The following is a 16,484-nucleotide window of genomic DNA, read 5'->3' as shown; positions in this document are numbered from 1 at the left end:
CTGAGTTTATTTAGTATTGATTTGGTTAAAACGTGCGAGCTTAGCTGCTTTCTTGGTTAATTGCGACAAGATAGCCAAGCGATTTTGTCGGACAGCCTGGTCTTCAGCCATTACCATAGTATTTTCAAAGAAAGCATCAATAACTGGGCTAAGCGCAAAGAGTTGCTCTAATTGTTGATTTGCAGTCCCTGACAAAACGAGTGATTCTACTGCTTCCGCCAAGGCTTTCTCTTCTTCATTCTCAAAGAGAGCAGGATCGACCGTGTCAGAACCTTCTGCCTTCTTAGCCAAGTTGAAAGCACGTGATAGGGATTCGACAGACGATTTGAAATCTTCTTTCTTGCTTGCTTCGACAAGAGCACTTGCTGCTTCTAGCATATCTGCCACAATAAAGTTTGAACCTGCGAGAACTGCTTCCTTAATGTCTTTTGGAGTTGAACCCATCATCTTATCAACACGAGCCTTGATAAAGTCCATAACCTCTGCTTTATTTTCATAAGTCAAACTGTCGAATTTCAGGGCATAAAGGCTATCAATCAGCTCATCCATAGCAATGTGCCAACCAAAAGCATCCAAGATACGAACCACACCTTGCGTCGCACGACGAAGGGCATAAGGGTCGTTAGAACCTGATGGAATCAAACCTACTGAGAAGAAACTCAAAATTGTATCCAATTTGTCAGCAATGGCTAGAATGGCTCCCACCTTACTCTCTGGAAGTTCGCCTTCGGCTGATGTAGGCATGTAGTGTTCACGAATAGCAGCTGCCACCGCTGGAGTTTCTCCAGCAAGAAGAGCATATTTCTCACCCATAATTCCTTGGAGTTCATCAAACTCACCAACCATACCCGTCAACAAGTCAAACTTGTAAATAGCTGCTGCACGAGCTAGGTCAACTGTTTCATCCACTGACAAACCAGCTTTTTCTGCCAAGAGAATGGCAATCTGCCCCGTACGAATCATGTGTTCACGAAGAGAACCAATCTTTTCGTGGAAGGTCACATGGTTCAATTTTTCGACTAGGTCAGAAATGACCAATTTTTGGTCTTCACGCCAGAAGAATTCACCGTCTTCCAAGCGGGCTACCAAGACTTTTTCATTTCCTTTGATGACATTTTCCAAATGCTCTGCGTTTCCGTTACGAACTGAAATGAAGTTTGGTAGGAGTTTACCGTCTTGATCACGAACAACAAAGTAACGTTGGTGTTCTTTCATCGAAGTTACCAAAACTTCTTCTGGAACTTCAAGGTATTTGGCATCAAAACTTCCCATAAAGGCAGTTGGGTATTCAACCAAGTTCAAGACTTCATTGAGCAAATCAGCATCAATTTCGATACGTACACCATGCTCAGCTTCGATTGCTTTTATTTGGTCAACAATCATTTGCTCACGTTCACGAGGATCCGCGATTACAAACTGTTCACGAAGGTCTTCTTCGTAGCTTAATGCTGACTGAATCTTGGTTTCTTGTCCCAAGAAACGATGACCGCGACTCACACGATCGCCCTTGATATCAAGAAAATCCAAGTCAAACTCTTCTTCATCTAAAAGAACAGTTAAAGTGTGTACAGGGCGGATGTATTCAAAAGTGTTGTTAGCCCAGTGCATGCTGACAGGGAAAGTCAGTGACTTCAAGACGTCTACTACACCTGGAACAATGGCTTCAACTGGTTGCCCCACTTCTTCCTTGGTAACATAGACATATTCTTCACCTTTGATTTCACGGAATTCAATATCTTCAACTGTCAAGCCTTTCCCACGGACAAATCCTTGAGCTGCTTTGGTGAAGTTTCCATCACTATCCAGGGCAATTTTCTTTGCTGGTCCCTTGAAATCTTCTGTCAAATCAGACTGTTTGTCTGCAAGACCAGTCACACGAACAGCCAAACGACGTGGTGTTGAGAAGGTTTGAATGGCTTCAAAGGAAAGACGATTTTCTTTGAGGAAGGCTACCATTTTTTCACCTAGTTGTTTTTCGCTTGGAGTTACCACATAGGCTGGTAACTCTTCAAGACCGAGTTCTACTAATAAGTTTTTTGTCATGTTTTTTCCTTTACATTTTCTTCAATCTTTTTTGATATGCACCTTAGGTACTGGGGACGTCGCTAACTAACTTTTGTGAGTCTGTAAGGAAATCTTATACCAAATAAACTAAGATTTCCAACAGTCTCATCAAAGTGGATTTAGCTGACTGATTTTTGAACCCAAGGTTTCAAAAATTCCCACATAACAGTACGCGGTGCATATCCCTTTAGCAAGTCTTCGACTTGCCTTTAACGATTTTAGAGCACAATATTACTTACTATTCTGCGTCTTCTGCTAGGAGTTTAGCTCGTGTTGCTTCATCCAAAAGTGGGTAACCTAGGCGTTTGCGTTCTGCGACAAAGGTTTTGGCTACGACACGGGCTAAGTTACGGATACGGGCGATATAGCCTGCACGTTCTGTTACGGATACGGCACCACGAGCATCAAGCAGGTTAAAGGTGTGTGAACATTTGAGAACATAGTCATAGGCAGGGTGAACTAAGCCCTCTTCCAAGGCACGACCAGCTTCTTTTTCGAACTTATCAAAGTTTTCCAGCAACATCTCTTGGTCCGAAATTTCAAATGAATATTTTGAATGCTCGTACTCAGGCTGGATAAAGATTTCTCCGTATTTTACACCATCAGCCCACTCAATATCATAGACAGAGTCCACTTCTTGAATATAAGAAGCCAAGCGTTCCAAACCATAGGTAACTTCCGCAGTCACAGGGCCTGTTGCCAATCCACCGACTTGTTGGAAGTAAGTGAACTGAGTGATTTCCATCCCATCAAGCCAAACTTCCCAACCGAGACCAGCTGAACCAGTCGATGGATTTTCCCAGTTGTCCTCAACGAAGCGGATATCATGTTCCAATGGATTGATTCCCAATTTTTCCAAAGACTCAAGATAAAGTTCCTGGATATTTGATGGAGATGGCTTCATAACCACTTGGAATTGGTGGTGTTGGTAGAGACGGTTAGGGTTTTCCCCGTAACGACCGTCAGCAGGACGACGTGATGGCTCTACATAAGCCGCATTCCATGGCTCAGGCCCAATAGCACGAAGGAAAGTGTAAGGGCTCATTGTCCCCGCACCTTTTTCATTATCATAAGCCTGCATGAGCATACAACCTTGGTCATTCCAAAATTGTTGCAAAGTCAAAATAATTTCTTGAAATGTTAATTTCTTAGACATTGAATACTCCTTAATAAAAAATGATTTTTTGCGACACGAGTCTGCCTTGTCGATTTTACGAGGCAAGACGAGTTAGTACTGCGTCTAGCTCAGGCACTCTAGTGCTGAGCGTGGGGCAGTCCGACTGTAAGGAGGTCTCTGCCACTGACGCAGTGGAAAGTCAATCTTTTAGACATTGTTTACTCCTTTAATTTATATTATCTTTTTAGATTTATTCATCAAGCAACCAAGAAAAAGCTGGATCCTGAAAAATATGACGTTTGGGAACAGTTTGTAAATTCTGATCGCATTCGTCTATTGTACCTAGTTTCAAAGCACAGACTTCTGGTATATTTTCTTGAGCAGTGAAAATTTGACTATGACAGTTCTGACAGTAATAGCGTTGTTTTCCTGGAGATGAACTATAGGTAACCAACTGTTCTTTTCCATGCAATACTAGGTTTTTACTACTAACTTTGGCATTCACTGTATAGGCAGACGCAGTTGCTTTCCGACAGAATGAGCAGTGGCAAAAAACTAATTCCGACAATTCCTCATCTAAAGTGTAGGTCACTGCTTTGCATAAACAAGATCCTTTAAGCATTATGCTCCTTTCTACTTAGGCATTAGACGAAATTCAAAAAGAACCGAATTTCAACACCCAAGCCTTGCGACTAGGGGCGTCAGAAACGCGGTTCCACCCTAATTTATTACTTCATTTTTTTTAAAAATACGACAGAAAGCGCCAGTTTCTTAGCTTGTTCTACTTGGCTCCCACTGTCCCAAGCTCGCTTGAAGAACGCCATAAGACTTTCTTTCCTAGCTAGTATTATAGCAGATTTTCTAGCTAGTGTAAACCAAAAATGAGTCTGAAAACAAAGTTCCAGACTCATTTATCAGTAAAGCTTCAGAAACTACTGTTTAAGGGTGTCTTCTTGCTTTTGGTTTTTTGCCATGTAGATTTCTCTTGGCTTGTTTCAATGCTGTAATGGCATCTTTGACATCTTCTTGGCTCGCTCCTGGATCATTCAAGAGTTCCTGAGCTTCTTTAAAGGCTAGAAGATAAGCAGCTTTTTCTTTCTTATCTGCGTAGATAAATCTCGCATTTTTTTCTTGGAAAAGACGTTCATCTTTGACCAGTTTCTTCAGACTAGAGAAGTCAGTAGCTTTGCCATTCAGTTTACTTTTAGCCGTCGCTAGGGCAATGAGAGATTGGTCAATTTGATCCTGTTTGACTTTAGGATCTACAGCTAGTAAGGCAATTTCTTGGAAGGCACGATCATAAGCTCGACGTACTTTTTCCTTGGCATTAGCATATCTTCCAGTTTTAGTCGTTGCATAGTAAGCTTTCATGGCTTCTTTCAAAGCTGCAACATTCGAATCTTTTCCATCCAAAGCCTTACCAGCAGCTTCAAGACTAGCGAGAACTCCATCAATCAATTCTTGCTTCAACTTGCTTGACAAGGCTGACTGCGCCACTTGGAAAGCTTGGTCATAAGCTTTTCTCTTATCTGCACTACTATTAAAGTAGCGAGACGTTTCTACCAGTTCTTTTTGTTGATTTACCGCAGCAATCAAAGCCAACTTAGACACAACAGATAGACGCAAAGCATTATTTCGACCTGGCTGAACGAGCAAGGAAACGAGATCTTCAAGGAGTTCATATCCAGTTGGCAAGGTGACTTCTACAGTATAACGACCTGTAGCAACTTTCTTACCAAAGGCGTATTGACCGTATTTTTCAGCAGGAAGAGTGATACTTGTCCCATCTTCACCTTTCAGAACCACTGTAGTCGTCTTTGGAACGGCTTGATTGAAGGAAACAGACACTGGTGCATATTCTAGGAGATTTGCTAGGAAGGTAATGGTTTGGAAACTATTTTCTTCCGTCAAGTCAAACTCTTGGGACAAGGCACTGATAAATTTCAATTCTGTTCGGTCATAACTGAAAATTTCTGCTGTATAATGACCAAATTGTAAGAAATGAATCGCTTTTGTCTTGTCAACATCAACATATTGCCCCTTGCTATTTTTGATTCGATAAACGTAGAGGGTATCAATATCTTGGTTTGTTTTTGCATCCTTCAAGTCAATTTTAACTCGACCACTATTTTGATCGCGGACAAGTTCAGCAAGCGAGATATAGTCTACATTTCCTGCATAGTCCTCAACAAGATAGTAAATATTAGCCTTATCAACATCCTTAGGAAGTGTATAACTACCGTCAGCATTGGCCTTAATCAGATGGGTGTTCTCAAGCGCACGAGTTCCAGACTGGTCTTTCCCAGTTAGAACCATGGTCCCTTTCTGGTCAAACGGTGTGAGGTAGAAAACTTTTTCTGAAAGGATACCGCCTTGACCCACATCTTTTGGTTTGCGAGCTACGAATTCTTGATTTCCGTCTTTAAAGCGAATATAACCACTTGTGATGACAGGTTTTTGAGTATCAATCTGAATTTTAAAGGTCGTGTATTGTTCTTTTGCTCCTGGAACATCTGGTGTGTAACTGATAACATAGTCATATAAACCATCCGCAACAGTATTGCCATCAAAATCCTGGCCTCTCCAAGCAGTATTATCTAGAATATAACTCTTCAGATTTCTACTGTCACCATCAAAATAATTCTTACGAAGATCCTTTGCATCGCCCTCCCAAATAGGATGTTCATGCTTGGTATCTGTAGCCGCATAAACTGTAGCCCGAAGATTTACAAGGTTTCTCAAAGCAACCGTTTTATATTCAACTAGGTCTTTGTTTCCATCATCATTTGGAGAAATGGCAATACGGACATTCCCTTTTTCGTCCAACTGAAGAACATGCTTACCTTCAGCATTTTGTTCAATCCCAAGAACAGTAATTCGGCGTCCTTGGCGTTGACCTTTAGACACTAGAAGGTCATTTTGCAAGGTTGCGAGATAGGTAGCATCATTAGAGTAGTTAACGGCAGGATTTTCCTTGTCTACTTCCGTGTAAAATCCATTTTTCCCTTCTCGGACAAGATTGTAAATTGGTTTTTCAACAGCAGGGAGATTTTGGAATTCTCCTCGGAAGCCCATAAATGCAAGACTTACAATATCCCCATCATCTGCTGGATCTACAAAGCGAACAAAACCTTCAAGGAAATAGCCATTTGACATTTGTTTGCTGAGTTCAGCAGCAAATTTTCGAGCATCCACTTTAACAGTGACTGTTTGACTGCTGTGGGCTTTGACCGTCACTTCAGGCCAGACTGTCTCCGTTAGTTTTCGAGGTCGAAGGGTGAATTTTCCATCTTGGACTTCGTCTGTATTGGTATTCACCACCATCTTGAGAGTGCGGTCAGTATCTGAAATGTTGTGTACAGTGACCTTGAAAGTAAATTGATCTCCAACATTTCCTAAAGTCACGCTTGGATAACCATTTTCACCCGTTACATAGAGGTCTGTTGACACTGCAGCAGCTGTATCCACAATACCAGAACCTTGCTGACGAGGAGAGGTATAAGTGCCTGTGTCCTTATTAACATGTGGTTTTGCAGTTGACATGATCAAGGCCTTGACAGTCTCTGATACTTGCTCAGGAGTCAATTCTGGATGGTGTTTTTGAAGGTATTCCTTAACCAGAACTGCAACACCCGTAACGTGAGGAGCCGCCATACTGGTTCCGCTGATACTACCGTAGGTATTGTCATTAAAGGATGAGTAGATATTGCCACCAGGAGCTGTCACATCTGGTTTCAATTGTCCATCGGTAGTCACTCCCCAACTTGAAAAGTCAGATAGCTGATTGGCTACATCAGAAGGACGATTATCCATCTTACCATTAAAAACAATCTTGTAGTTTCCTGATTTTAAGGCTTCACCATACTGTTTAGAAATAAATACAGAAGGAATTTTCTTTGCTTCATCATCAATAGCCATATTGATGTTTGCACCTTCTACATTATTGTAGATCAAAGCACCAACTGCACCGTGTTTTCGTGCATTTTTGATCTTCTCTGAAAAGTTCATAGCTCCTCGCTGAATGAGGGCAAGTTTCCCAGTTAAATCCAACTTCGCAAAGTCTTCTTCACGACCTAACCCTGCTTCGACGTATTCGTACTCTTTTCCTTTTTCAAAGTCCTTATCTGCTTCAGGTTGATTATAATCAAATTTTCCGTTATGAAGGCCGGCATTTCCCTCTAGACCTTTAACTTCAAAAACGGCTGTTGTCAATGTTTTATTGTTGACAGAAGCAACTGAAATTGAGTCTTCAACAGTGGATGGATTTCCAACCAAGCCATAGTCTGGGTTTTCGGCTAGCGGTTTTGAATAACCATTTCCAAATGTATTGCTGTTTCCTGCTGAGATAAGAACAGATACTCCCTTGGCACGAGCCCGTTTGATGGCATCCACGATATCGGAACCAGCATCCACCATAGAACCAGTGCTAGATCCCAAACTCATATTAATAGCATCTGCTCCTAAGGCAACTGCATCATCAATCGCCTTTACATAAAGGGCAGAACTGGTCGTTTTTTGGCGGTCTGAAAAGACACGCATAAACATGACTTGGGCTTCTGGCGCCACACCATAAACTTTTTCGCCATTCGGTGCTTCTTTATCAGGATTTCCAGCTGCAATCCCTGTTACGTGCATCCCATGAGAAGTTCTTTCTGCTTCTTTGATTTTATCTGTTCCGTCAAAGTAGTCATAGGCATAGACAACCTTATCGCTATACCATTTACCGTAATCGATTCCAGCAGCCTTTTTAGCTGCTTCGATAGCTTCCTTGTTTTTAAATTTTGCTTTTGACGGATCCGAAATTCGAAGAACCTCATGATTCAAATCAAGCCCTGAGTCAATAATGGCAACAACGGTCCCTGTCCCCTTGTAACCAGCCTTCCAAGTTTTCGGTACTGTGATGATATCATTGCTTGAAAGACTATTTGGTTTTGCAGACTCAGTTTTTTCTTGTTCTTTTTCTGTAGTTGCTGTTTCTCCATTAGTTTTAGGAGCTGTCGTTGCTTTAGCCTCTTTTTTCTCTATGGTAGAGGACTTCTCAGTAGCAGGCGCTGTACTGGTATCGACTGTTGTTTCTTTTTGAACGACACCTTGATTTTCTTCTTTTGCAACTGCGCTATCTTTTCCTGATTCTTGGGCTTCGGCAGTTTTATCAACCGGAGCATCTACCTTAGCATCTTGTTTACTAGCATCCTCTTTAGAAGTTTCAACTTCTTGTTTCTCTCCAACTACTGGTGCTATCCCATTAGTATTGGTTTGGTCAGTCGCAGAGTTTGAGTGTTTATCGTCTTTTAGCTCTGTCTTAATTTCCTGAGTTTGAGCTTGATTTTCACCTGTACTCTGCTCATTGGCACTGACTTGACTTGCTCCAAAAACCAATGCAGTTCCCAATAAAACTGAAGCAAGACCAAATTTGTATTTCCGTAATGAAAAACGTTGTCGTCTATTCATAAATAATCTCCTTTTTCTTTAAAGTATACCTATTATAACGCAAATAATCATAAATTTTCATAAAAATCTGAATTGTCACAAAAATGTAATATTTACGTATATATTTTACTTATTTAATTTTATCATTCGTGTTATTTGCTCCATCAAACCACAGTTTTTTTTAAATTCATTCCTATATTTCAATCCATAAAATTATTTCATTATACAAACAATTTAGATTTTTTATACACAAAAAGACTAGAATTTAAAATTCCTAGTCTTTGTTATTTCAGTATAAATAGATTTCACAAACTAAAAATCCATCTCATCCACACGAGGTGCGCCCGAAGTCACTAAAATTGTCTTTAAGACTTCTCGCTCGTCTTTGCTGAGTTCAATTCCAAAACAGTCAAGATTGCTCTGGATACGAGAGGCTGTCACTGACTTAGGTAGGGGTAAAAAATCTTCTGCCAAACTCCAAGCCAAGGCAATTTGAGCCACTGATTTCCCATGCTTCGCAGCAATTTCTTGGACTTCTTTCTGTTCAAACAACTCTCCTTGTCCAAATGGCCCCCAAGCCTCTAAGAGAATTCCTTTCTCTCTACAGTAGTCAACCACTTCCTCTTGATAAACTCCTGGTGCCAAGCGCACCTGATTGACCGCTGGAATGACTCTTGCTGTCTCAAGCAAGGCATCCAAATGATGAGGAAGGAAATTACTAACGCCGATAGCACGGATTTTGCCTTCTTGGTAAAGATCCTCCATCGCTCTCCAGACTTCAGCATTGCGAGTTTTCCATTCGTCATTTTCTCTTAAAGGTTTTGGATTTGGCCAATGGATAAGGTACAAATCTAGATAATCCAATCCCAGTTTTTCCATTGATTCTTCAAATGCTTGGCGAGCTTCATCATAGCTGTGATTGGTATTCCAGAGTTTGGTCGTTACAAAGATTTCTTGTCTTGGAATACCGCTATCTCGAATAGCACGACCAACACTTTCCTCATTTTTATAGATAGCTGCAGTATCGATATGTCGATAACCATCCTTTAAGGCTTCTAAAACGGCTTGGTAGGCTACCTCTCCATTTTCAGCTTTCCATGTTCCAAATCCTAGTACAGGAATTGAAATTCCATTATTAAGGGTATAAGATTTCATCGTTTTTCCTTTCTATGTGAAGAAAATCTAAAGAAACAAAATCCTGATTATCAGAACACTTGCCCCTTTAGATTTTAACAATTATTGATCACGATCGTAATAGATCTCGTGAGCTTTTAAGCGAGAATTGAGCAATTCAGGAACGGTCACAAATGTATACCCTTCACCCTTTAAATACTCAATGACACTTGGTAGGGAATTAACTGAAGGACCATGGATATCATGCATGAGGATGATAGAACCATTGCGAACCTGACGTTGAATCTCTGTCAAAATGGCTGTCTCGTTTTTACTCTTCCAGTCCAAACTATCCACGTCCCACATGATGAAGCTTAAATCAAGGCCGTTTCGAATATCATCAGTGATGGCACCATAAGGTGGGCGCATCAGTTTAGAGCTTGATCCTAAAACTTGAGTTAACAAATCTTCTGTATCAGTAATTTGCTTTTTAGCATCTTCGAGCGAAAGTTGTGAAAGAACAGGATGACTCCAGCTGTGGTTTCCTACAACATGACCTTCAGATTTCATTCGTTTCAGAAGATTTTCATTACCTGCAATGTTTTTACCAAGTACAAAGAAGGTTGCTTTTACACCATATTTAGCTAAAGTATCCAAAGCCTGCGTGGTTGTAGTAGGATTTGGACCATCATCAAAGGTCAAGGCTACAACCTTTTTGTTTTTCTTAGCAAAGTATGCTTGGTAAAGTTCAGCATCCTTTTCTAATAGATAAGAAGACTCAATGACATCAAAGAAACTGGATATGGGCAAAGCAATTTCCTCAACAGTCTCTCCAGCATTAGCAGGATAAAGGATGATTTGACTATCCTTATAATCAAAGCTCCAAGATGTCAATTCTTGGTCTGTGAAGCTCTTTATAACTTGATCAATTTTTGCCTGGTCAAGTTTCTTATCTTCTAGAGTTGATTTGATTTGACTCAGTAAGAGTTCCTTAGCCTTACTTGCATCTTTGAAGAGTTTACTGAGGTCAAAAGCTTTCCCATCTTCGGTCAAGAAAATTTTCCCTAAAGAAGTCTTTTCTTTTTCTTCAACCTTTGATGCAGACAAATCGTAGACTTGCTTGCTGATATTACGAGCAACAACTCCCTTTAAGACGGGATCCAATTGCTCACTATAATAAAAGACCAAGTCCTCTTTATCTTCCAGCTTTTCTTTAATATCCTGGTTGATTTTTTCTCTAACAGACGCAATGACTTCCTCTCCTTGCAGAGGGTAGTAGGCAATCACCTCAGCTTGACCTTTTCGGAAATGGTCCTTCTGACTACCTGAGTTGAATTGCTGGTCCTTTTCGCTTTTTAGCGCTTCAATTTTTTGTTCGTAAGATTGCTTTTGTAGTAGCTTATAACCAATAGCACTTCCTAATAGAATCGTAGCAATTCCTAAGATTCCAACAAGGGAAAGCAATAGCCTTCTCGTTTTATCGTGAGAAACACGTTTCGCTCTATTTTTTTTCATATTTCCATCATATCAAATCGAGGCTATTATTTCAATGATAAACAAGAATTCTGATTTCTTTTTAGAAAAATAAAAAAGCTTAGAAATATCTAAGCTTCTCGTTTAGAAACGAATCGTTTCACGTGTTTTCTCATATGAAGTTACAAAACGGTTTGTGACTCCTGGTTCAGCAACTTCCAAGGCTTGTGAAATTTTTTCAAATGACGCCTGGTAGTCAAACTCTTTTTCAAAAATTTCAAGCGCTTCGTTGAAGGCCTCTTGGATACGCTCATCAAATGAACGGTAACGGTTTGAGTATTGGAGTAGTTGCTCAGTCAAGGTTGCATATTGAACGATATCATAGGTTTCTGTTTCAAGTGCTTCCATATCATTTGTTGCGACTTCAAGAATTCGTTTAACCGATTCAATATTCACTTGTGGTTGTTCTAACTCTGCCATCAAATCTTCTGTGTTATGACTTGCAGTAAAGAAAAGTTTCAAGAAACTTTGAGGAATACCTGGCAAGTTTCTCTTCTCCATGTAACGTTTGATAGTATGCAAACGGTTCACATAGACATTTGCTTTTTGGCGAGCATTGAGGTCGTCTTTTTCAATTTGCGCAAGTCGTTCGCTAACAGAGATTTGCTCATCCTCTATATCCTTGAGGTTGCTTTGAAGCATTTCCAACTGTTCTTCAAGAACAGAGAAGGCTTGAGTTGGCTCGCCTTGGTCTTCTGTTACCTCTAAGATAGCTGTATCAAGTGCAGCCAATTCTGCTTGAAGACGACGAACATGATTGCCATCACTTTCAGGAAGAAGGTAGGTTTTAGTCAAGCGTTCAAGGTCCTGAACAAGCACCTGATTATTTTCTTTCAAGTGGTTGAGATAAGTTGGTAATGTAGCAAGAAGACTTTCAACCACTTTTTGAGCTGCAATTTCACGAGTGAAGATATCATAAAGTGCGTTGATTTCTTCTTGGATGCGATTATTTTCATACTCTGCATTGTCCAATTCCAACTGACGAATATTTTCTTGATTATTTTTCAAAGACTCATGCAAAAGTTGGAAACGAGACTCGATATCTGTTTCTGTAAAGTGGTAGTTGGCATCCAACAGCTTGCGATAGCCTTCTTCCAAATCTGCTAATTGTTCTGGCAGTTCTTTTGTCAAGGTTTCAACAAGAGCTGGAATTCGCTCAACGATGTGTGTCAAAGCGAGAATATGATTTTCAGTTGAATCAAGAATTGCTGCCGCTTCAACCGGGTCACCTGATGAATTTAGGGTAACAAATTGAGAGAATTCAGATTGGATGTTTTCCAATTGTTTCTCAATCTCAGGAAGGGCTTTCCCATATTTCTCCGAATCTTCTGCAACAGTATGTTGAAGGGATTCAAACAAGTCCAAAGCATGAAGGACACGGCCACTATTCTTAGATTCTTGTTTTTCAAGTTCAGAAAGGGCATTGCGAATAGCTGCAATATCTTCTTCAATCAAGCCAATTTGGCTTTCAATTTGATCAATCTTGTGAGCAGCTTTGAAAAAACGGAAAGAATTATTGTAGCTTTCAGCTTCAAAGAGGTGATTTTCAATATCAGCAAATGAATTCAGAGATAAATCAACCCATTTTTGGTTCCATTCACGGAAGGTCACCTGACTTTGACCAATCAAGTGCATGTTTTTAACGGCTTCAACCTCATCATTTACAGGAAGGTTGTAGAGTTCTTCTTTTCTTTCTTCAAGGGCCGTTAATCTGCTTACATTACGCTTACGTAAAAAGATAGCTGTTACATAAGCTAAGATCAGAATGACTGCAATCGCAACCATTAGATAAATTAGTTGTCCATTAGACATATCAAACTCCTTTTATACTAGAAACAATCGTAATGATTATATCATATTTTTTAAACCAAGGGAACTATTTCCCACATTTTTTAGACGTCAAGTGTACTGTAAACAGCGTTTTCTTCGATAAATTCGCGACGAGGTTCTACTCGATCCCCCATCAACATATCAAAGATTTTATCTGCTTCGGCAGCATCATCTACCGAAACACGCGCCATCAAGCGATGTTCAGGATCCATGGTTGTTTCCCACAATTGGTGGTCATCCATTTCTCCCAAACCTTTATAACGTTGGATGGTTGGTTTTGAACGCCCTTCACTATGACGTGCTAAGGCTTCTTGGAGTTTAATTTCTTGATCTGCACCAGGTTGAATGTATTCTTTGATCTCACTTCCCACTTTAACCCCATAAATCGGTGGTTGGGCAATGTAGACATAACCAGCCTCTAAGATTGGTTTCATGTAGCGGTAAATCAAGGTTAGCAGGAGTGTTCGAATGTGGGCTCCATCAACATCGGCATCGGTCATCAAAACGAGTTTTTGGTAACGAGCCTTAGTGACATCAAATTCTGCACCAAATCCTGTTCCCATGGCTGTGAAAAGACTTCGAATTTCTTCGTTGGCAAGGATTTTATCCATGCTAGCTTTTTCAACGTTCAAGATCTTACCACGAATTGGAAGGATAGCCTGGAACTCACGGTTACGACCAGATTTGGCTGATCCACCAGCTGAGTCTCCTTCGACGATGAAGAGTTCGGTTTCAGCAGGGTTGTTAGAAGAACAGTCTGCTAGTTTTCCTGGCAAATTGGAAATTTCCAAACCAGATTTCTTGCGTGTGACTTCACGCGCACGCTTTGCAGCTACACGAGCCTTGGCAGCCAAAATCCCTTTTTCCACGATACGCTTAGCAATCTGTGGATTTTCCATGAGAAAATCAGAGAAGGCGTCGCTGAAGAGGCGATTGGTAATCTTGACTACTTCACTATTCCCCAGTTTGGTCTTGGTTTGTCCTTCAAACTGCGGGTTTGGATGCTTAACTGAGATAACTGCAGTCAAGCCTTCACGGACATCTTCCCCTGTTAGGTTATCTTCATTGTCTTTTAGTAGTTTATTCTTGCGGGCATAGTCATTGATAACACGTGTCAGAGCCGTACGGAAACCTTGCTCATGCGTACCACCTTCATGGGTGTGAATGTTATTGGCGAAACTCATGACGTTTTCGTGGTAACCGGTTGTGTACTGCATGGCTACTTCAACTGTGATATCATCCATCTCACCGTCTGTGTAGATTGGTGTATCAAAGATCACATCCTTGTTCTCGTTGATATATTCAACGTAGCTAGCAATCCCACCCTCATAGTGGTAATGTTTAGTCTGTTCGAGACCTTCACGCTTATCTGTGATGGAGATTCGAAGGCCTCGGTTCAAAAAGGCTAGTTCTTGAATACGTTTGTTTAATTTTTCAAAGTCAAAAGTTGTTGTTTCTGTAAAAATCTCTGGATCTGGTGTGAAGTGAACTGTTGTTCCCGTTTTATCCGTATCTCCAACCACCTCAAGATCAGCAACAACATGACCACGACGGTATTCTTGGTAATGAATCTTACCGTTTTTATGGACATGAACATCTAGTTGAGTTGAGAGGGCGTTTACTACTGATGAACCTACACCGTGCAATCCACCTGAAACCTTGTATCCGCCACCGCCGAATTTTCCTCCAGCGTGAAGAACTGTAAAGACAGTCTCAACAGCGGGACGTCCTGTTTTTTCCTGAATATCAACAGGAATTCCACGCCCATCATCCACAACGGTGATGGAATTATCTGGCTCTATAAAGACTTGGATGTGACTGGCAAATCCAGCTAGAGCTTCGTCAATTGAGTTATCAACGATTTCCCATACTAGATGGTGAAGACCTTCTTTTGAAGTTGATCCAATATACATACCTGGACGCATACGAACAGCTTCAAGTCCCTCCAAAACTTGAATTTGACTGGCATCATAATCCTGTGCCTGTTGATTTTTGATTTCTTCTGTCATTTTTTCCCTTTTCTTACATGTCTATTGCTTGTCTCAATGTCGCAACGTTATTAAAAAGATAGGCATCTAAGCCAGCAGCTTTACCTGCTTCTACATCAATATTTCTGTCACCAATGACCAAACCAGATGTAATATGATATTTATCACGTAAATAAATCATGGACTCAGGATCTGGTTTCCGTTTAAAGCCAGAACTGGCAGTCACCACCTCGGTGAAGTAGTTGGCTATCTGGGTCTTAGCAAGAAGTTCTAGTACTTGGTCATTTCGATGAGAAACCAAGAAATGGCGACCACCCTTGTCCGAAATGTCTTTGAGTAATTCTGGAATTCCCTCAAACAAAACTGGATGTTCTAGCTCACGCGCTTCATTTTCTTTATAGTTCTCTAAAAAATCCTCGATATCTGGTGCAAACTTCTCGATGGCAAAAGCTGTCGAAACCTTCAAAGCTTCGTAGACTCGGTCGTGTTCTTGCTCTATTCCGTATTGGGCTAAGGTTTCTACAAAGGCTGCAGTAGAAGTCTCATAATTATCCAATAGGGTACCACCTAAATCCCATATATAGTCGTGATATTTCATACCCTTCATTATACCATTTTTTTATGAAAAAAGCGATGATTTCCTAGATTTTTCGGCTCTATAATTTCTATAGAGAGTAAAACACGATTGCATCTATGGAGCCTTTTTGTGAAGAATAGCTCCTCTATAAATAATCAAGCAAAATCTTTCTTATCTCAAATGTACAAATTAAAAAATAGAAACTACTAACAACCGCGTCATTGTTCGCAAACGAAACGCTTTTGGATTTCAAAACTTTAAAATTAGAATCCTCATTGCTTTGAATATCACATTAGAAAGCAGAAAAAGATTATTCCAATATGGAGTCCCTTGTTAATTCATTACAGTTCCCAATGATTCCTTCTTTCTTTTCAATTGTAATTTATTCTCCAAACAGGCAAAAAACGATAACGTCCTTTTAAGGTGTTATCGTTTTTGTATATCATCAGCTAAAGCTTGATTTTTATTGAGCTAAATTCGATTAGTTTCTTCCGAAGTTTTGACCTCTACCATCGCGGTCAAAATACATCCAACTTCCATCTTCAAGTTGAATCCATTTGCTTCGAGCCATATCCCCTGAATTGGCATCGAAATATCGACTAACTCCATTCACATCAACAACTTTTCCTTTGACTTGCTTGCCGTCTTGCGTGAAATAGAGAGTCTGTTGACCGACCCGCTGCAAGCCTGTCACTGCTTTTCCAGCTTGATCAAAATAGTACCACTCATTTTGGGAACCTTCGACAAACTTGTTGGTTGCCATCTCTCCTGAGTTAGCATCAAAGTAACGGATACTCTTATCTGAAAGTGTCACGATTTTACCCTTGACTTG

General features: G+C 40.4%; 10 protein-coding genes. All 10 read right to left on the bottom strand.

Annotated features, from left to right (window positions below):
- Nucleotides 1-6: 6 nt before the first annotated feature.
- Complete coding sequence (gene glyS, locus GMD1S_RS03160; RefSeq protein ID WP_000164799.1) at nt 7-2,043, bottom strand: glycine--tRNA ligase subunit beta; 2,037 nt, start codon at nt 2,041-2,043, stop codon at nt 7-9.
- 259 nt (nt 2,044-2,302) lie between these two features.
- Entirely contained in the window at nt 2,303-3,220 is a 918-nt protein-coding gene (gene glyQ, locus GMD1S_RS03155; RefSeq protein ID WP_000038733.1) for a glycine--tRNA ligase subunit alpha, read from the bottom strand.
- Between the two features lie 211 nt (nt 3,221-3,431).
- Entirely contained in the window at nt 3,432-3,803 is a 372-nt protein-coding gene (locus tag GMD1S_RS03150) for a GFA family protein (protein ID WP_000912017.1), read from the bottom strand.
- 317 nt (nt 3,804-4,120) lie between these two features.
- Nucleotides 4,121-8,632 (bottom strand): S8 family serine peptidase, encoded by a 4,512-nt coding sequence (locus GMD1S_RS03145; protein ID WP_001081923.1) that lies wholly within the window; start codon nt 8,630-8,632, stop codon nt 4,121-4,123.
- Nucleotides 8,633-8,923: 291 nt separating this feature from the next.
- Nucleotides 8,924-9,766 (bottom strand): aldo/keto reductase, encoded by an 843-nt coding sequence (locus tag GMD1S_RS03140; RefSeq protein WP_000844560.1) that lies wholly within the window; start codon nt 9,764-9,766, stop codon nt 8,924-8,926.
- Between the two features lie 81 nt (nt 9,767-9,847).
- Nucleotides 9,848-11,239 (bottom strand): peptidoglycan-N-acetylglucosamine deacetylase PgdA, encoded by a 1,392-nt coding sequence (pgdA, locus tag GMD1S_RS03135; protein ID WP_000742163.1) that lies wholly within the window; start codon nt 11,237-11,239, stop codon nt 9,848-9,850.
- Between the two features lie 102 nt (nt 11,240-11,341).
- Complete coding sequence (gene ezrA / locus GMD1S_RS03130) at nt 11,342-13,069, bottom strand: septation ring formation regulator EzrA (RefSeq protein ID WP_000064804.1); 1,728 nt, start codon at nt 13,067-13,069, stop codon at nt 11,342-11,344.
- Nucleotides 13,070-13,149: 80 nt separating this feature from the next.
- The gene (gene gyrB, locus GMD1S_RS03125; RefSeq protein ID WP_000134074.1) at nt 13,150-15,096 is read right to left on the bottom strand and encodes a DNA topoisomerase (ATP-hydrolyzing) subunit B; all 1,947 of its coding nucleotides are present in this window, start codon (nt 15,094-15,096) and stop codon (nt 13,150-13,152) included.
- Nucleotides 15,097-15,109: 13 nt separating this feature from the next.
- Complete coding sequence (locus tag GMD1S_RS03120) at nt 15,110-15,673, bottom strand: HAD-IA family hydrolase (RefSeq protein WP_008278047.1); 564 nt, start codon at nt 15,671-15,673, stop codon at nt 15,110-15,112.
- A 460-nt stretch (nt 15,674-16,133) separates the two neighbouring features.
- Nucleotides 16,134-16,484: hypothetical protein (locus GMD1S_RS03115; RefSeq protein WP_000304079.1), on the bottom strand; the 351-nt coding region annotated here is incomplete at its 5' end.

This window comes from Streptococcus sp. GMD1S (assembly GCF_000296875.1).
Lineage (GTDB): Bacteria > Bacillota > Bacilli > Lactobacillales > Streptococcaceae > Streptococcus.
The sequence above is the reverse complement of the archived record's forward strand: the minus strand, read 5'-3'. Positions and strand labels throughout refer to the sequence as shown.